General features: G+C 42.4%; 16 protein-coding genes and 3 pseudogenes. 3 read left to right on the forward strand and 16 right to left on the reverse strand.

Features of this window, described 5'->3' with window-relative positions:
- Nucleotide 1 precedes the first annotated feature (1 nt).
- The 4 genes from murD to AEX56_RS05210 form a co-directional block, all read right to left on the reverse strand.
- Complete coding sequence (gene murD, locus AEX56_RS05200; RefSeq protein ID WP_049618280.1) at nucleotides 2-1,363, reverse strand: UDP-N-acetylmuramoyl-L-alanine--D-glutamate ligase; 1,362 nt, start codon at nucleotides 1,361-1,363, stop codon at nucleotides 2-4.
- 113 nt (nucleotides 1,364-1,476) lie between these two features.
- Nucleotides 1,477-1,740, reverse strand: a complete 264-nt coding sequence (locus AEX56_RS05205; RefSeq protein ID WP_049618140.1) for a DUF3165 family protein — start codon at nucleotides 1,738-1,740, stop codon at nucleotides 1,477-1,479.
- Nucleotides 1,741-1,878: 138 nt separating this feature from the next.
- Nucleotides 1,879-2,010 carry a hypothetical protein gene (locus AEX56_RS09250; RefSeq protein WP_269082019.1) on the reverse strand — a complete coding sequence of 44 codons (132 nt, stop codon included), beginning with the start codon at nucleotides 2,008-2,010 and terminating at the stop codon, nucleotides 1,879-1,881.
- A 37-nt stretch (nucleotides 2,011-2,047) separates the two neighbouring features.
- The gene (locus AEX56_RS05210) at nucleotides 2,048-3,760 is read right to left on the reverse strand and encodes a GTP-binding protein TypA/BipA (protein WP_049618141.1); all 1,713 of its coding nucleotides are present in this window, start codon (nucleotides 3,758-3,760) and stop codon (nucleotides 2,048-2,050) included.
- Between the two features lie 208 nt (nucleotides 3,761-3,968).
- Between AEX56_RS05210 and AEX56_RS05215 the strand changes: the two genes are divergently transcribed.
- The 3 genes from AEX56_RS05215 to AEX56_RS05225 are packed head-to-tail and all read left to right on the forward strand — an operon-like array spanning nucleotide 3,969 to nucleotide 5,121.
- Nucleotides 3,969-4,169: a hypothetical protein gene (locus AEX56_RS05215; protein ID WP_049618142.1), complete on the forward strand. Its 201-nt coding sequence runs from the start codon at nucleotides 3,969-3,971 to the stop codon at nucleotides 4,167-4,169.
- 18 nt (nucleotides 4,170-4,187) lie between these two features.
- A complete protein-coding gene (locus AEX56_RS05220) occupies nucleotides 4,188-4,655 on the forward strand; it encodes an excalibur calcium-binding domain-containing protein (protein WP_082326180.1) in 468 nt (155 codons plus the stop codon).
- Between the two features lie 46 nt (nucleotides 4,656-4,701).
- Entirely contained in the window at nucleotides 4,702-5,121 is a 420-nt protein-coding gene (locus AEX56_RS05225) for a thioredoxin domain-containing protein (RefSeq protein ID WP_053093935.1), read from the forward strand.
- Between the two features lie 48 nt (nucleotides 5,122-5,169).
- Here the strand turns inward: AEX56_RS05225 and asnA are convergent, their stop codons facing one another.
- The 12 genes and pseudogenes from asnA to AEX56_RS05280 all read right to left on the reverse strand — a co-directional run bounded on the left by asnA (nucleotide 5,170) and on the right by AEX56_RS05280 (nucleotide 17,257).
- Nucleotides 5,170-6,162 carry an aspartate--ammonia ligase gene (asnA, locus tag AEX56_RS05230; RefSeq protein ID WP_049618144.1) on the reverse strand — a complete coding sequence of 331 codons (993 nt, stop codon included), beginning with the start codon at nucleotides 6,160-6,162 and terminating at the stop codon, nucleotides 5,170-5,172.
- Nucleotides 6,163-6,238: 76 nt separating this feature from the next.
- Complete coding sequence (locus tag AEX56_RS05235) at nucleotides 6,239-7,375, reverse strand: MmcQ/YjbR family DNA-binding protein (RefSeq protein WP_236682980.1); 1,137 nt, start codon at nucleotides 7,373-7,375, stop codon at nucleotides 6,239-6,241.
- Complete coding sequence (locus AEX56_RS05240) at nucleotides 7,372-8,457, reverse strand: carbohydrate-binding domain-containing protein (protein ID WP_049618145.1); 1,086 nt, start codon at nucleotides 8,455-8,457, stop codon at nucleotides 7,372-7,374. The genes AEX56_RS05235 and AEX56_RS05240 overlap by 4 nt, the downstream gene beginning before the upstream one ends.
- Nucleotides 8,458-8,496: 39 nt before the next feature.
- Nucleotides 8,497-8,625 carry a hypothetical protein gene (locus tag AEX56_RS09255; protein ID WP_269082020.1) on the reverse strand — a complete coding sequence of 43 codons (129 nt, stop codon included), beginning with the start codon at nucleotides 8,623-8,625 and terminating at the stop codon, nucleotides 8,497-8,499.
- 128 nt (nucleotides 8,626-8,753) lie between these two features.
- Nucleotides 8,754-9,011 carry a DUF896 family protein gene (locus AEX56_RS05245; RefSeq protein ID WP_049618146.1) on the reverse strand — a complete coding sequence of 86 codons (258 nt, stop codon included), beginning with the start codon at nucleotides 9,009-9,011 and terminating at the stop codon, nucleotides 8,754-8,756.
- 118 nt (nucleotides 9,012-9,129) lie between these two features.
- Nucleotides 9,130-11,166 carry a glycine--tRNA ligase subunit beta gene (gene glyS, locus AEX56_RS05250; RefSeq protein WP_049618147.1) on the reverse strand — a complete coding sequence of 679 codons (2,037 nt, stop codon included), beginning with the start codon at nucleotides 11,164-11,166 and terminating at the stop codon, nucleotides 9,130-9,132.
- Nucleotides 11,166-12,019 (reverse strand): annotated as a pseudogene (gene glyQ / locus AEX56_RS05255) (glycine--tRNA ligase subunit alpha). Before glyQ ends, glyS begins: the two are co-directional and overlap by 1 nt.
- A gap of 576 nt (nucleotides 12,020-12,595) precedes the next feature.
- Nucleotides 12,596-13,099 carry an isoprenylcysteine carboxyl methyltransferase family protein gene (locus tag AEX56_RS05260; RefSeq protein WP_049618148.1) on the reverse strand — a complete coding sequence of 168 codons (504 nt, stop codon included), beginning with the start codon at nucleotides 13,097-13,099 and terminating at the stop codon, nucleotides 12,596-12,598.
- Between the two features lie 393 nt (nucleotides 13,100-13,492).
- Nucleotides 13,493-14,111: pseudogene (locus AEX56_RS05265) on the reverse strand (aldo/keto reductase).
- A gap of 83 nt (nucleotides 14,112-14,194) precedes the next feature.
- Entirely contained in the window at nucleotides 14,195-14,887 is a 693-nt protein-coding gene (locus AEX56_RS05270) for a methionine ABC transporter permease (protein ID WP_049618283.1), read from the reverse strand.
- A 12-nt stretch (nucleotides 14,888-14,899) separates the two neighbouring features.
- Nucleotides 14,900-15,900, reverse strand: a pseudogene (locus AEX56_RS05275) (methionine ABC transporter ATP-binding protein).
- Nucleotides 15,893-17,257, reverse strand: a complete 1,365-nt coding sequence (locus tag AEX56_RS05280; protein WP_049618149.1) for a M20/M25/M40 family metallo-hydrolase — start codon at nucleotides 17,255-17,257, stop codon at nucleotides 15,893-15,895. Before AEX56_RS05280 ends, AEX56_RS05275 begins: the two are co-directional and overlap by 8 nt.
- Nucleotides 17,258-17,260 lie beyond the last annotated feature (3 nt).

A 17,260-nucleotide genomic window follows, 5' to 3' on the forward strand; every position in this document is an offset into this window, starting at 1 on the left:
ATTAAGCTTTCAATTGTTTTAATTGTTCAAAGGTATCCAAGAATTCTTGGCCGCGAACTTCAAAATTTGCATACATATCCCAGCTTGCATTGGCGGGGCTGAGAAGGACAATATCTCCCTCACTCGCAGTTTGGAAAGCCTTTTTGGTAGCATCTGCAATACCCTTAGCTTCCTGATAAGGCACACCGGCTGCTTCTGCTGCATGAATAACTCGCGGAGCTGATTGACCCAAGATAATCATCTCTTTCAATCCCTTAATATGAGGAATCAGTTCATCAAATTCATTACCGCGATCCAAACCACCAGCAAGCAAAATTACTTTACTGTTATCAAAACCAGAAAGGGCTTTTTCAGTTGCCAAAATATTAGTTGATTTACTGTCGTTATAGAAGGTAACGCCGTCAATCTGACCGACGTATTGCAAGCGGTGTTTGACCCCACCAAAATGCGACAGTGATTCCTTGATGGCTTGGTTGCCTACGCCTAAAAGCTTAGCGACTGCAATGGTAGCCAAGGCATTTTCAACATTATGAGAGCCTGGAACACCAATTTCATCGGCACGCATGATGACCTCATCTTTAAAATAAAGTAGGCCTTCCGCCAGGTAAGCGCCGTCCACTTTTTCCAGTGTCGAAAATGGAAGAACGGTTGCTGCCGTCTTTTGTGCTAACTCCTTAGCAATTTCCTGATTGAAATTCAAAATCATGGTATCAGCAGCAGTCATTTGACATTGCAGCATCCATTTTGCTGCTACATAGTTATCAAAATCACCATGGTAATCCATATGGGTAGGCAAGAGATTGGTGATAATGCCAATATGTGGATGAAATCCTTCTGTTCCCATCAATTGGAAAGAAGATAATTCCATGACTAAAATATCATCTGCAGTGGCTTCTTGAGCAACAGAAGAAGCCGGAAATCCAATATTTCCACAAAGTTTAGCAGACTTGCCACCCGCATTCAAAACATCCGCTACCATGGTTGTCGTCGTCGTTTTACCGTTTGAACCAGTGATTCCAACAATCGGTGCTTCCGAAATCAAATAAGCTAATTCGACCTCAGTCCAAACAGGAATTCTCTTAGAGATTGCTTTTTCCACCATAGGATTATCATAACGAATACCTGGATTTTTTACCAAGAGTGAAAATTCTTCATCCAATAATTCAAGTGGATGATTGCCACAAATGACACAAATCCCCTCTTCCAAGATGTTTTGAGCCGTGGGATTTTCCGCAAAAGGCTTGCCATCATTGACTGCCACAATAGCTCCCAATTTATGAAGTAAGCGCGCTGCTGATTCACCAGATTTTGCAAGCCCTAAAACGAGAACTTTTTGATTTTCTAATTTTTTAAACATTTTCATAGGAATACCCATACTTTCTAACTAGTCTATTTTACCCTGATTTTGTCCCATTTTCAAGCAAGAGGAAAAAGAAAAAGAAACCAGTATGATCGTGAACTGATTTCTTTCTTCATTTATTTTATTTTGTTGTGTCGCTTATGGCTACGCCCCATGTAATGGATATCATGCATGGCCCAAATTCCCACAAAAACCATCCCAATTGATAACCATAACTCTGGAGGAGATTTAATAATTTGTAAAAAACCAAGCAAAAGAAAGACGAATAGCCCCACCAAAAGAAAAACAGAAGCCACCAAATTCATGGTTCCTTTGATATGACTTGGCGCCGCAAAAATATAAAACAAGACCAGCATAATGGCCAAAATCAAATAGAACATGTGTCTTCCTTTCACTAGGATACGAGGGTGACCAAAGAACGAATGAACATTGGAATGCTAGCACGAAAGCCTAATTTCATAAACAAACCACCTATTTTTCAAGCATTTAATCCGAGTTCAACTCTCTGGCTTTGACTATCATTTCACTCCGTACTCCGTGACACCACGACACTTACGAGTAAGCGACTGATTAGGATTTTGCAACATCCATTGATTTTGAATAAAATCCGAGTAAGAAAGAGAATGATAGCTAGAAAGGAGGAAAGCCATACTTTCCTCTTCTCTTCTAATATTATAGCCTATCGTTTTATGCTTCTTCAGCTGCTACTTTTTTCTTTTTGTTTGCTTTATCGCGTTCTGCCTTATTGAGGATTTGTTTACGAAGGCGGATAGATTCAGGCGTTACTTCCATATACTCGTCATCGTTCAAGAATTCAAGCGATTCTTCCAAAGTCAAAACACGAGGGGTTTTGATAACTGCGGTTTGGTCTTTTGTAGCTGAACGAACGTTGGTCATTTGTTTAGCTGTTGTGATATTGACACCGAGGTCGTTATCACGTGAGTTTTCACCAATAATCATACCTTCGTAGACTTCTGTCCCTGGGTTGACAAAGATGGTACCACGCTCTTCGATACGCATGATAGAGTAAGTCGTCGCTTTACCATTGTCAATAGATACAAGAGCACCACGATGGCGTCCACCGATTTCACCTGAGACAACTGGCATATATTGGTCGAAAGTATGGTTCATAATACCATAACCACGAGTCATTGAAAGGAATTCAGTTGAGTAACCAATCAAACCACGCGCAGGAATCAAGAAAATCAAACGAGTTTGACCATTACCAACCATCTGCATGTCAATCATGTCGCCTTTGCGTTCTGAAAGGGATTGGATAACAGCACCTTGGTATTCTTCTGGAGTATCAATCTGCACGCGCTCGAATGGCTCCATTTTCACGCCATCAATTTCTTTGATGATGACTTCTGGACGTGATACTTGAAGCTCATATCCTTCACGACGCATGGTTTCAATCAAGATAGACAAGTGGAGTTCTCCACGACCTGAAACTGTCCATTTATCTGGAGAATCTGTCGCTTCAACGCGAAGAGACACATCTGTTTGCAATTCAGCCAAGAGACGCTCTTCTCCAACAAAGATATCTTCCATACCTGAAACCGCAATCAAATCACCTGCTTTTGCTTCTTGGATTTCACGACGTTCCAAACCAAAGAAACCAAAGAGTTTGGTAACGCGGAAGTTTTTGGTCGTACCGTCCAATTTAGACAAGGTAACTTGGTCCCCAACCTTAACCGTACCACGGAAGACACGACCGATACCGATACGACCTACGAAATCATTGTAGTCCAAAAGAGAAACTTGGAATTGAAGTGGCTCATTTGAGTTATCAACTGGTGCAGGAATGTGCTCAATGATGGTATCAAAAATTGGTGCCATGGTTGACTCTTGATCTGCTGGATTGTCAGACAATGAAGAAGTACCGTTAATGGCTGATGCGTATACAACAGGAAATTCCAATTGGTCATCATCCGCTCCCAACTCAATGAAGAGTTCAAGAACTTCATCCACGACTTCTTCTGGACGAGCAGAGGGTTTATCGATTTTATTCACCACAACGATTGGTGTCAAGTTTCGCTCAAGTGCTTTTTTCAATACGAAACGAGTTTGTGGCATAGTGCCTTCGTAGGCATCCACGACAAGCACAACACCGTCAACCATTTTCATGATACGCTCAACTTCTCCACCAAAGTCCGCGTGACCTGGCGTATCCATGATGTTGATACGAACATCATTGTAGGCAACTGCTGTATTTTTCGCAAGAATGGTAATCCCACGCTCTTTTTCAATATCGTTTGAATCCATTGCACGTTCTGCCAATTCTGTACGCGCATCCAAAGTTTGGGATTGCTTCAAGAGCTCATCCACCAAAGTTGTTTTTCCGTGGTCAACGTGGGCAATGATAGCGACGTTGCGGATGTCAGTTCTCAAGTTTGTCATTTTTTAAATTTTCCTCATTAATTTATTTCAACCTTAGCATTATATCACACTTTTTGGAAAATAGCAGAGCTGGACCAATTGTAAATGTTTTCTTGCAGTTTTGGGAACTGACTAAACTAATGTTCTATTGGAAAAATCTTAAAAAAGCATTTTATTGTATTTAATACAATGATATAATTAGATAAAAACAACAAAAAGGAGAATAATTATGAAAAAGAAATTTTTCATCCTAGTTTGCTTCATCTTTGGGATGAGTAATTTCACCCTCTTCGCTCAGGAAGTTTTCGCAGATGTGCCGATTTACCGTCTTTATAATCGGAATAATGGGGAGCATTTGTATACTACTTCAGAGAATGAAAAAAACGTCCTCTATAGCCAGCATGGTTGGGGGTATGAAGGTATTTCCTGATATGCCCCAGACAATGGTATTTCGGTCTATCGACTCTACAATGCAGTACTTCAAAACCACCTCTACATTTCGGATACGAATGAGGTTCGCGTCTTGACTAGCCGTCATGGTTGGACTCAAGATAACAATGGCCAGCCTGTTTTTTACTCTGGCGGTAACGTCGCTATTTATCGTGTCTATAATCCTAGATTGCGTGGGCTTCACCATTGGACAACAGACACAAATGAATATTCTATCCTACCCAGTAATAGCTGGCACCAAGAAGGAATCAAATTCTATGCGACCCAATTTGGCAATCCAATCCAAACTCAATATGCTAGGCCTATAGCCGCACCCACACCAGTGCAACCTCAGCAACCTGCTCAATCTTATTATCCAAATTGCGCAGCAGTACGATCTGCTGGGCGTGCTCCTCTCTACCGAGGACAATCAGGTTATCGTGATGGATTGGACAGAGGCGGCGATGGCATTGCTTGCGATCAATAATAGAAATAGTTTTTATCGTCAAGAATGAGGTACTATACCAATTATTATGAAAGATATCCTTAAAATTACCAGTGTGGTATTGGTCTGTCTCTCACTTATAGCTTGTCAATCACATCCTACAGAATCAACGGCTGCTACTTTGCAAGCCTCAGAAATTCAGATAAACACGACTTCATCTATCACCTTGTCCGAATTGAGAAATAAGTTAGCACAAAAAGAGTCCTTCTTCCTCTACGTTGGTCGTCCGACTTGCCCTTACTGTCGTAAATTCCAACCAAATTTGGACAAAGCAATGGAAGAAACGCAAGTTTCAGTTTACTACCTCAATACCGATGAGGAAGAAGCGAAGGATATCACTGATTTTGTGGACTCTCAAGGCATTGAAACGATTCCCCATCTAACCTACTACAAGGACGGGCAAAAAAGTGACTTCCTCGTCAAAGGAAGCGAATCAAGCGTAGAATAAAAACGCCATTATAAAAGAGGCCGGGATGAAAATCCCACCTCTTTTTGCTTACAAAATATTATCAAAGTCATCACGAACTTGATGAGGCCAAACACTTGATTGGACTTCACCGATGTGTTTTTTACGCAAGAGGAACATAGCCAAACGTGACTGACCAATCCCCCCACCAATAGACAATGGGAAGAGACCATTCAGGAGAGATTTGTGCCACTCGTATTCCAAGCGTTCCTCGTCACCTGTTATAGCAACTTGGCGTTTTAGTGTATCCTCATCAACCCGAATACCCATCGAAGACAATTCAAACGCTGTCCCGAGTTCTTCGTTCCAAACTAAAATATCACCATTCAAACCTTTATAGCCATTTTCAGATGGGCTAGTCCAGTCATCATAGTCAGGCGCACGCCCGTCATGAGGCTTACCGTCAGCTAACTCCCCACCGATACCAATGAGGAAAACAGCTCCATATTCTTTTGCGATCGCATTTTCGCGCTCTTTCGGTGTCAAATCTGGGAAACGATCCACCAATTCTTCTGTATGAATAAAAGTGATTTTCTTTGGTAAGACAGAATCAATATCATAACGCGCTTCGACAGCTAGTTCGGTCAAACGAATAGCCTTATAAACCTGTTCCACCGTCTCTTTTAAATAAGCTACATTCCGACGACCATCTGGAATAACTTTCTCCCAATCCCACTGATCCACATAGACTGAGTGAGTCGGATCCAAAGAATCTTCATCAGGACGCAAGGCTTTCATATGAACAAAGAGTCCCTCCCCTTCATTAAACCCAAAGCGAGCCAAGGTATGTCGTTTCCATTTGGCAAGGGAATGAACAACTTCGTAGACCTCGTCTGGAATCAGTTTGACATTTACACGGACGGCATTTTCCACACCGGACAAATTGTCCTGCATCCCATCACCGACACGGCTAAGAATCGGTCCTTGCACTTCGACAATCTCTAACTTATCTTTCAAATACTGGGTAAAGGTGTTCTTTACAAATGAAATCTCTTCTTGTTGGTGAATAAAGCTTTTTTTCATATGGTATCCTCTCAAAAAAATCTTAGTCTTATTTTACCACTTTTTGACAAAAAGAAAAGCTGTTTCCGCAGCTTTTTCACAATTTTTCTATATTTTCTTTGGACCATACTGCATGTATAGCATCTGCCAACTCTTTGGTCACCCGTCTTGGACCTCGAACAGCCTTCACTCCCAGCTCTGCCATGCGCGTAGCAGAAAAAGCCTCGTCTTCAAATTGATAAACTAGCTCCACTAACATTCGATTTTTGCCACCATCTTTGGCTGGAATCTGTACTTCTAAAACTCGACAAAGATAACGAATAGCACGAACTGGTGTCGTGATGTACATAGCTACCAAATCCCCTGCCTGAATTGTGCCTTTTTGACGCCAATAGACTCGCTTGGTTTTAGCAAACTCCGCATCAATATCAAACATCTTTGGATTAGCAGGAATAACCCACATATCGGGACCTGTTGGATTTTGAAAACCGCGCGGCATGGTCAGTTGACGGCTTTTCTCTATAAGGGAATATAGCAGAGCATCATCCACACTATCGTCTAAAACAAGGCTGATCCATGACGATTTATTCATATGATAGGAGGGATAAATGCCTCTTTGACGCACTAACTTTGTTATTTGATCAGGATCAACCTTAAAATTGACAATTTCAGCTTCCTCTTCCAGCTGCTCCTGAGACCAATTTTCTTGATTGATAGCCAGCTTCTTTCGAGGCACCTTCATCACCAAGGCATACCATTTTGAATTGACAGGATTTCGATACGAAAAAAACGTGGGATGTTTTTCAAATGGGTGATCATAAACATCACCAAATGTCTGTAAAATCCATTGTGCCAGGCGATTTCCTTGATCAGAGACAAGCGGTGTTTCCACGAAACAATTTTTAGCTATATCTTCCAAAATGCGTCCATACTCTTCACGAACACGACCAATAAATTTTCCTGTCACATGTACTGCCCGAAAAGCCGTATATGCTTCATCCACATCAAGGTCCCAAATTTCTCCACTGACATGACCTTCTTTTGAGATTGAGATTCGTGCTTCAAAGTTATCCTCTAAAAATTTTTCTTGATAAAGATAGCCTTCTTGAACTTCAGAAAAACCAAAAGCGAATAAGCTCTCCCGTACAAGCTTCTTTTGCTTAAAATATTGTTCCTCAAATCCCATATTGACTCCCATCTTATGTAAGAAAAGACGAGAATTCTCGTCTTTCATCTCTTATTTGTAGCATAGCTCTCTGCATACTGACCACCGGACGTTTTGATAGTATAGAGTTGTCCTTGAACCAAATCTGCAGATGAAAAGAACAGATTGAGGAACTCCCCATTTGCTTCTAGTGTCGCTATGCTATTTCCTGAAGCGTCGGAAATCGTCACTGTGTCTCTTGCTGCAGCGTACAAGTCCGCCTTCAAGAATACTTGCTTGGCACTTGAAAAGTCTTGAAGGGGATCACCGTGACCAAGAGCCCATATGGTTCCGCCTATCAGAGTCGCTGTTCCCTCAAAGTCCAGAGCACCATTTTCAGGATTGACACTGGTTAACAAGAGAGAGCCACCTGCTAGCACCAGTTCCCCATTTGAATCCAAAGCATCTCCTTGAGCCAGAATGGTCATCTCTCCACCTTTAATAGTGACGTCTACATCAGAGACTTGTCCTTCCTCGTAAAATGGATCCTTGGAGACGATTCCATCATCCAGTGTGGTTAGATTAGACTGACCACCATTAATAGTAATATGTTTACCCACATAGGCTTCGTAGGCAGATTCAACGCTGATATTTCCACTATTTACAATGAGGTTATTCCCAGCTAAGAAGGCAGCTGTTCCTTCTATTTCGCTAGCTGAGATAGTAATATCGCCACCATTGATAGTGATATTGGCATGTTCTGCGTCTGACTCGTGCAAGGCATAGAGCCCTGAGCCACTTGAGGTGATGTTCAGAATTCCAGACTCAACTACCAAATCATCCTCCGCAAAGACACCGTACTGACCGATATCTGTCATCGTTAGACTACCTTGACCATTGATAGTGATATTGGTAGCGCTAATCCCCACATCTGACTGGCTAATCACATTTTCCGTGTTATCTGCTAGATTCAAAACGTTAGTCCCGCTAGATTGGAAAGCGATGGAAGCCAGATGCGCATCATTCAGCGCCAGCGTCACGTCGTCCGATACTGCCTCAGCCACCACAACCTCAACTCCTGTACCTTGACCGGTTAATTCGTAGCGACCACCTTGAGTAATGGTAACTAGATTGTCTTCTATTTGAACCCCAGGGCTAGCCGACTTTGCCATCCCATCCGTCAACTCAATCGTAACGGTATCTCCTTGCTTTTAAGTCTTTTTTTCTTTTGATAATGTCGTCGCTACCACTCCATGATCCTGTAAATAGGCGACACCAGCTAGGGAAATCCCCGTCAGCAGAACCACTACTCCTGCCAACCCATACAACTTTTTGTTCATGACGTTTCCATTCTGTTTTTATTTTTCTTTAGTATATCATAGAAAATAGAGCTTTCTCAAACTTTCCAAGCTATTTTAAAGAATTGTTTTTATAGAAAAACTCCGTAGCCTAAACTACGGAGTGCGTATTATGAATTGGGATCATCTAATGAACGTCCATGGAGACCTTGTTCGCGTTGAACTTGGCGTAATTTCTCAGGAGTCACATCATTTCCTTCCTCATCTACCAACTTGATTCCAGCGATATGATGACGGATAGAACGACGATAGCCTTCAATATACTCCTCTCGCAACTTGGCTTGCTCGACTTTTTCTTCAGCTGTCAAACCTTCGTGCTTTTTCTTATGGGCTAATTCATTAATCCGGTTAATTTTTGCTTGGTCCATAAATTAAGATACTAAGGGCGTCATGACTAAAGTCAAAATAGGGACTCCAACGTTGATGCTCGCATCTAGTTGGAGTTATCTTTTTGACACCAGCCATAGCCCGTGTTCAATTCCTTTCTTATTTACTATTCAACTGATTGAAGACTGCTACTTGACTTGATTTATCTGCCAAGGCTTTTAAGAGAGCTAAACGGTTATTTTTGACCGCTTGATCATCCGTCATCACCATGGTATTGTCAAAGAAATCATTGATGACTGAGCTGAGCGCAAAGAGTTTTTCGATATTAGCTGACATGTCTTTGGTCAATTGCACATTTTCCACAGCATCTGCCAAGGCTTTTTCTTGGTCATTTTCAAAAAGTGAGCTATTAAGAGATACATAAGTCTCGGCTTTTTCAGCTAAATTGAAGACACGCGACAAGGACTCAACAGCAGGCTTGTAATCGTCTGACTGACTTGCTGCTACAAGGGCCTCTGCTGCTGACAGCATATCTGGAACGACAAAAGTAGATCCCGCAAGAACAGCTTCTTTGATATCTTTCGGCGTTTTGCCCATCATTTTGTCCACGCGCGCCTTGATAAAGTTCATAACATCAGCCTTATTGTCATAGTTCAAACTATCAAATGAAAGCTCATAAATGTTATCTACTAGCTCATCCATGGGAATATCCCAACCAAAGGCACCCAAGATACGCACAATCCCTTGGGTCGCACGGCGAAGAGCATAAGGATCGTTTGAGCCTGACGGAATCAATCCAACCGAGAAGAATGATAAGAGCATATCTAGCTTATCAGCTAAGGAAAGGACCGCACCAACTTTTGTCTCTGGAAGCTCACCCTCAGCTGAGTTTGGCAAATAGTGTTCACGGATGGCTGTCGCAACTGCCTTGTCTTCACCAGCAAGAAGAGCATATTTTTCTCCCATGATTCCTTGCAATTCATCAAACTCTCCAACCATACCTGTCAAGAGGTCAAATTTGTAAATCTCTGCTGCACGCGCTACCGCTGCAGCTTCATCAGCAGACAGTCCAGCTTTTTCAGCCAAGTAAGCTGCGATGACTTTAGCACGCTCCATATGTTCAGCAAGAGAGCCAATTTTTTCATGGAAAGTCACGTTAGAAAGCTTAGCAACCAAGTCTGCGATAACCAATTTTTGGTCTTCACGCCAGAAGAATTCTCCATCTTCCAGACGAGCGACAAGCACTTTTTCATTCCCTTTGATGACATTTTCAATGCTTTCTGCATTACCATTGCGCACAGAAATAAAGTTCGGCATGAGCTTGCCTGCCTGATCACGTACGACGAAATAACGTTGATGATTTTTCATAGATGTCACCAAAACTTCTTCCGGCACAGACAAATATTTCTCGTCAAAAGTACCCATGAAGGCAGTTGGATACTCGACCAAGTTGAGGACTTCATTGAGCAGCTCTTCATCAATTTCCACCTGCACATTTTGTTCCACTTCAATGGCCCTGATTTGCTCTACAATCAGGTCTTGGCGCTCTTTTGCATCTGTGAGAACAAAGGCTGCGCGCAAATCTTCTTCATAACTATCAGCGCTAGAAATTTCCACATCAGAAGCCAAGAAACGGTGACCACGGCTGACGCGTCCAGAATGAATGTCCAAGAAGTCAAGTCCAAGCGCCTCATCATCTAAGAGTACAGTCAGGGTGTGAACTGGACGAATATATTCAAAGCTATTGTTAGCCCAGTGCATGCTGACAGGGAAGGTCATGTTTGCAAGAACCTCCGGAATACCCACAAGTACTTCCTGAGCAGGTTTTCCAGCTTCGTGTTTTGTCACGTAAAGGTATTCAACGCCTTTCACTTCACGAAATTCAATGTCATCTGTTGTCAACTCTTTTCCACGAACAAATCCTTGGGCTGCTTTTGTATAATTCCCTTGTTCGTCAAGCGCAATTTTCTTAGCAGGACCTTTGAAATTCTCTGTCAAGTCCGTCTGCTGATCGGCAAGACCTGTTACTCGCACAGCAAGGCGACGCGGTGTTGAAAATGTTTGTATTCCTTCAAATGAGAGACGGTTCTCTTTCAGAAAAGCTACCATCCGTTCTCCCAATTGTTTTTCACTTGGTGTGACAACGTAGGCAGGTAATTCTTCCAGACCTAGTTCTACTAATAGATTTTTTGTCATTATTCCGCATCCTCCTTCAATAATTCTGCTCGTGTGGCTTCAGCCAAAAGTGGGAAACCGAGTTTTTTGCGTTCGGCTACAAAGGTTTTTGCAACGACTCGCGCTAAGTTACGGATGCGAGCGATGTAGCCCGCACGTTCTGTTACAGAAACAGCTCCTCGGGCATCCAGCAAGTTAAAAGTATGTGAACATTTCAGTACGTAGTCATAAGCCGGGTGAACCAAGCCTTCCTCCAATCAAATGAATATTTTGAATGCTCATACTCAGGTTGCAAGAAGATTTCACCGTATTTAACACCTGGTGCCCACTCGATATCGTAAACAGAATCGACTTCTTGAATATAAGATGCCAAACGCTCCAAACCATAGGTTACTTCTGCAGTTACTGGTGATGTTGCAAGACCCCCAACCTGCTGGAAGTAAGTAAATTGCGTAATTTCCATACCATCAAGCCAAACTTCCCAGCCAAGACCCGCAGAACCCGTTGAGGGATTTTCCCAGTTATCCTCAACAAATCGAATATCATGCTCCAACGGATTGATACCCAATTTTTCCAAAGACGCCAAGTAGAGCTCTTGAATGTTTGATGGCGATGGTTTCATGACCACTTGAAACTGGTGGTGTTGGTAAAGACGATTTGGGTTTTCCCCATAACGACCATCAGCCGGACGACGAGAAGGCTCTACATAGGCCGCATTCCATGGCTCAGGTCCAATGGCACGCAGAAAAGTGTAGGGACTCATGGTGCCGGCACCCTTTTCATTATCATAGGCCTGCATGAGCATACAACCTTGGTCATTCCAGTATTGTTGTAGGGTGAGAATAATCTCTTGGAAAGTTAATTTTTTTGACATAGATTTCTCCAATCATTTTTATTTCTTGCGACATGAGTCATTTGTTGCCGATATTGCGGCAAATGACGAGTTAGTACAGTGTCTAGCTCAATCGCAACTCGGCGATGAGCGTGTGGCAGCACGACTAGAAGGAGAACCTGCCACTGTCACTGTGAAAAGTAAGTTTTTTACTCATTTTTTCTCCTCTGTTTTTGATAATTTTTGCGACGTGAGTATCAGTAGTTGATATGACTACTGAAAGCGAGTGAGTGCAGTGTCTAGGTAGCCCTTTTAGAGATCACCGTTGGGTGCTTTCCCTTAAAAGCATCAGCATCTTTGGTGAGCTGGGAAGCAAAAAGAACCACGTTCTACTCCTCCCATGCCAACCGACATAGGGGCGTTAGATACGCGGTTCCACCCTAATTTATTACTTCATTTATCATTCAATTTTACCGAAAGCGCCAATTGCTTTTCCCATCATTCGGCTTCCACTCACCCGAACTCGCTAGTGATTGTTTCCAAAACAACTTTCTTTCTTGGGATTAGTATAGCAAAATTCACAGGTCTTGTCTATCCATTACACACGAATAGTTTATTTTATGATGCACTATTAGGAATAATGACTTCTGCCAACAACTTGTTTTCTTCTTGGATACGCTTGTAGAGTACATAAGCGTAAGGAATCAAGAGCCAAGCGGAATATTTTGCATGGCAAAGAAGCGCAATTCCTACCAATTCAGGAAGAATATTCAAGAAATAGTTGGGATGTTTGACCACACGAAATAGCCAGTGGTCCACAAAGCGATGATCTTTCAACAACATTAACTTCACAGTCCAAATGTCCCCCAATAAGCGAGTCACTGTACAAAGCATGAAGAGCGAAAAGAGCATAAGACCCAAACCAAGAAAACCAAGAGTGTCCAACTGCACCTTATTGACCATAGCTTCTACAAGGCAAGAAAAATAAAATAAGATGTGAAGGATTGTAATCCATTTTGTATTTTTGACACCATATTCTTTTCCACCATTTGCTAGAATTCGTTTTTCATTGGCAATAGACAACTTTAAAAATGCAAGACGAATACCAAACATACACAACATCAAGATAAGTATAGGCAAAATATATCTCCTTTAGATTATAATTTGTTTCTTTTGTCGACAAACTGTAACGATTCTTATCTTACTGAATTTACCTTCACAAGTCAATCAGATAAAAATGTAAATCATCGGCTGTCACAGCATTTCTCACAAAAAAGAAACAAGGTTGGTCAAAAGACCAACCTTGTTTTACTTTTTGAGTAGGAGACGTTCCACGCAGTGGTTGATTGGAAATCCTCACCTCGCAGGCTGTAGGGGTTAGCGACCTCCTCATCAACTGTGCGGAGGTGGGAGTAAAACAGTCTAGACTGTCTTAGCTCAATACCCGAAAACGAAACAGTATTGAAAAATCGACATCTCATTTCATGACGATTGACCGACTTTTGTCCCGCTCTCTTAAAAGTTTGTAGTATCTGGATCGTAAGCTCCTGTTACCCCTTGGATGGCCGTGATAGACTCTACATCTTCTGGTGTCAATTCAATATCTTGAAAATCCAAGTTTTCAATAATGCGGCTTTCCGTTACTGACTTTGGAAGAGGCAAGAAGCCTTGTGCCCATGACCAAGCAAGAGCAATTTGGGCGACAGATTTTCCATATTTTTCAGCGATAGCCAGCATGGTTGGATGAGTAAACAATTCTCCTCGTCCCAATGGACTCCATGCCTCTAAAACGATCCCTTTTTCCTTGCAGTAAGTGAATCAAATATAAATCGACATAGTCTAAGCCTAATTTTTCAAGAGACTCTGGAAATGCTGCCTTTGCTTCCTCATAACCATGAGCATAATTCCACAACTTAGTTATGATAAATAACTCTTCACGGGGAATACCTGAATCCTTAATAGCACGCCCAATACTCTCTTCATTTCGATAAAGCGTAGCCGTATCAATGTGACGATACCCTGCTTCTAGAGCAATGCGAACTGCGTTGTACACTTCATCCCCATCTTTTGCTTGATAGGTTCCAAAACCGACTGCTGGAATGGTCAAACCATTATTCATTGTGTATGTCTTCATATGCAACTCCTTTTTCTATCAAAACAGAAAACTTGTCTAATGTCATTATAACAAAAAAACAGGTCGAAACCTGTTTTAAATCCTTATTTATGACTAACTTTTCGAGACAAGTAATCCCCGATGAATTGAATGATAAAGATAATCAATAAAATCAACAGCGTTGCTAAGAAGGTTACGTCATAGTTAAATCGTTGATAACCGTAGACCAATGCTACCATCCCTAAACCACCTGATCCAATTGCGCCAGCCATTGCTGTATAGCCCACAAGAGAAACTAGAGCAAAAGTTGTCACGCGAATGAGTTCTGGTAATCCTTCACGAAGATAAACGACAACAATATCCCAGAAAGTCGCACCTGACGCTTCTGCCGCTTCTATGATTCCTCCATCCAACTCAGATAAGACCACCTGTACTTGGCGAGCATAAAATGGAAAAACAGAGAAGGCTAAAGGAACTAAAGCTGCTTCTGTTCCGATTGATTTTCCAATAATCAATTTGGTAAACGGAGCGATAAATCCTAAGAGAATGATAAATGGAACCGCGCGGAAGATGGATGAGATGGTATCCAATATCCAAAACAGAACTTTATTTTCACGGACACCACCTGGACCTGTCAAGACCTGTGATAAGCCTGTGCCCAAACCAAGAATCCCTCCGAAAAAGAAGGAAACAAAGGTCATGTAAAGTGTCAAATAAGTCGCTGTCCACCAGCCAGTTTGACCTGCCCAGCCAATCTTATAAACATCAGGGAAATGAACCTGTATATATTCAATAATGGATTCTAACACCTAGTTTCCCTCCTTCAAAATCGTTACTTCTACATTTGCAGCTGCAATTGCAGCGAGTGCTGCTTGCATGCGCTCTTCTTCACCAGACAAAATGGCGACCATCTCCCCCACTGGGGTGTTTTCTAAAATCTCAATATTCCCATATAAAATATTGGCGGTGACTTGGTAGTGCTTGTACAACTCGTTGAGCAAAGGCTCATCTGTGGCATGTCCTGCATAACCATGGCTTCATCAATTCCTGTCGCAGTGGTGATGAAATCTTGGGTTAGAGCCTCAGTCGGATGTGAGAAAATTTCGAGAACAGAGCCTTCTTCAATCAAACGACCATTTTGCATAACAGCCACGCGATTGGCAATATCTTTGACAATCTGCATTTCATGAGTAATCAACACAATGGTTAAGCCCAACTTTTGATTGAGCTCTTGCAAGAGGGCTAAAATTTGCTTGGTCGTCTTGGGATCAAGGGCAGAAGTCGCCTCGTCTGAAATCAGGATATTGGGATCATTGGCCAAGGCACGCGCGATAGCCACCCGCTGTTTTTGACCACCGGATAATTGTGACGGATAATTATCCGCACGATCCGCCAAGCCGACTAATTCCAATAAATTGACAACCTTGGCTTTTTTCTCTTCCTTCGATAAACCAGAATGCCTCAGGGCAAAGGCAACATTTTCAGCTGCTGTTCGCTGCGCCATTAAGTTGAAATGTTGGAAAATCATCCCAATCTTGCGGCGTTTCTTACGAAGTTCATTTGATTTCAAGGTTACCTTGTCGCCTTCAAAAATCACATCCCCGTCAATGGTGATTTTTCCGCTGGTCGGAACCTGCAAAAGATTGACAACACGGACTAGTGTTGATTTTCCAGCTCCTGAATAGCCAACAATTCCATAGATATCCCCTTCGTTGATGTGAATGGTCACATCTTTGACCGCTTCAATCGTTCGTTTCTTCTGATGAAAGGTCACATCTATGTGATCCAGCTCAATCATTTTTTTACTCATAACTTGTGATTAACTCCTCTATTAATTCAATATGGCTAACATAGTCTGCGATACGGACATTCTCATCCCCTGCGTGGTCACGACTATTGGCATTTCCCATGCCAAAGCCAGCAATCGGTACCCCCAAAGCGTGAAAAACAGTATGCATAGGTCCTGTTCCAGGTGAAGTTGGTAGCACAGCGACTCCTTCAGGTGTCAATTTTTTTGCCAATTCGATGACGTTGACAATGGCTGGCGCAGACATGTCGCTGCGGTAACTCATTTCACCAAGGGTAACGGTCACTTTTACCTGTCCAAAGCCCTTCTTTTCCAAATGCTTTTCAATCAAACTTAAAACCACCTGCGGTTCCAATCCTGGAACCAAACGGACTTCCATTTTAGCGCTAGCTTGAGCTGGGATAATGGTTTTCACACCTTGCCCCAAATAGCCAGTCCATAAGCCCTCAATCGTCATAGACGGTTCAAAATACAAGCGTTTTAGAAAGTCCCGTCGCTCGCTAGCTAAGGTCGGCAAGGTCAAGCCATAAACTTCCTTGACACTTTCTGGACTAGCTAAGGCAAATTCCTCCACTAAAGCCAGCTCACGTTCATTAGGTTCCTGCACCAAGTCGTAAATGCCATCCACCAAAATGCGACCATCCGCAGCCCGCATACTTTGCAGGGCACTCAGCAGATACCAGGCTGCCGAGTCCACCACACCTCCAAAGGAGGAATGAATATCCAGCTCTGCACTTTTAACGGTCAAATCAAAGGTGACGATGCCTTTATTGCCTCCTGCTATTTCCAGTTGATCTAAGACATTGCGGGAACCTTGCTCCCAAATCAGCAAGTCCGCCCCCGTCAACTCTTCGGCGTATTTAGCTAAATATCTATCCAAATCCACCGAAGCGAATTCTTCAGCACCTTCCATGATAAAAATGATATGGACGGGCAAGTCCTCGTGATGAGACAAATAGCGCTGCACAGCCGTTAGTCTTGCAATAATATGCCCCTTATCATCATCCACCCCACGACCATAGATATGACCATCACGAATATCTACTTCAAATGGAGCCCCTGTCCAAACCTGATCACTGTCTGCTGGTACTGTATCATAGTGATTGTAGAAAATCAAGGTCTTGGCGTCAGTTTTTTGACTCTTAAATTTAGCCATGACAAATGGCGCTGCATAGCTATCGTCCAGAATTACCTCGGCACCAACCTCTTCAAAGATTTCTTTGAGGTAGGTTGCAACCTCTAAGAGACCAGTTTGTTGAGCAAAGATGGATTTTTTAGAAATCAAAACTTTCAATCGTTCAAAATAGGTTTGAATGAGGGCGTCCTCTGCAAAAATAACTTCTTTTTGAGTTTCTGACATATT

Origin of the sequence: Streptococcus sp. X13SY08 (genome assembly GCF_001182825.2) — a bacterium.
GTDB lineage: Bacteria > Bacillota > Bacilli > Lactobacillales > Streptococcaceae > Streptococcus.

Bases quoted from the DNA above. Each gene is read 5' to 3' on its own strand.
- murD (WP_049618280.1), bottom strand. From the start codon at position 1,363: ATGAAAATGTTTAAAAAATTAGAAAATCAAAAAGTTCTCGTTTTAGGG.
- AEX56_RS05205 (WP_049618140.1), bottom strand. From the start codon at position 1,740: ATGTTCTATTTGATTTTGGCCATTATGCTGGTCTTGTTTTATATTTTT.
- AEX56_RS09250 (WP_269082019.1), bottom strand. From the start codon at position 2,010: ATGGCTTTCCTCCTTTCTAGCTATCATTCTCTTTCTTACTCGGATTTT.
- AEX56_RS05210 (WP_049618141.1), bottom strand. From the start codon at position 3,760: ATGACAAACTTGAGAACTGACATCCGCAACGTCGCTATCATTGCCCAC.
- AEX56_RS05215 (WP_049618142.1), top strand. From the start codon at position 3,969: ATGAAAAAGAAATTTTTCATCCTAGTTTGCTTCATCTTTGGGATGAGT.
- AEX56_RS05225 (WP_053093935.1), top strand. From the start codon at position 4,702: ATGAAAGATATCCTTAAAATTACCAGTGTGGTATTGGTCTGTCTCTCA.
- asnA (WP_049618144.1), bottom strand. From the start codon at position 6,162: ATGAAAAAAAGCTTTATTCACCAACAAGAAGAGATTTCATTTGTAAAG.
- AEX56_RS05235 (WP_236682980.1), bottom strand. From the start codon at position 7,375: ATGAAAGACGAGAATTCTCGTCTTTTCTTACATAAGATGGGAGTCAAT.
- AEX56_RS05240 (WP_049618145.1), bottom strand. From the start codon at position 8,457: ATGGCAAAGTCGGCTAGCCCTGGGGTTCAAATAGAAGACAATCTAGTT.
- AEX56_RS09255 (WP_269082020.1), bottom strand. From the start codon at position 8,625: ATGAACAAAAAGTTGTATGGGTTGGCAGGAGTAGTGGTTCTGCTGACG.
- AEX56_RS05245 (WP_049618146.1), bottom strand. From the start codon at position 9,011: ATGGACCAAGCAAAAATTAACCGGATTAATGAATTAGCCCATAAGAAA.
- glyS (WP_049618147.1), bottom strand. From the start codon at position 11,166: ATGACAAAAAATCTATTAGTAGAACTAGGTCTGGAAGAATTACCTGCC.
- AEX56_RS05260 (WP_049618148.1), bottom strand. From the start codon at position 13,099: ATGTTGTGTATGTTTGGTATTCGTCTTGCATTTTTAAAGTTGTCTATT.
- AEX56_RS05280 (WP_049618149.1), bottom strand. From the start codon at position 17,257: ATGTCAGAAACTCAAAAAGAAGTTATTTTTGCAGAGGACGCCCTCATT.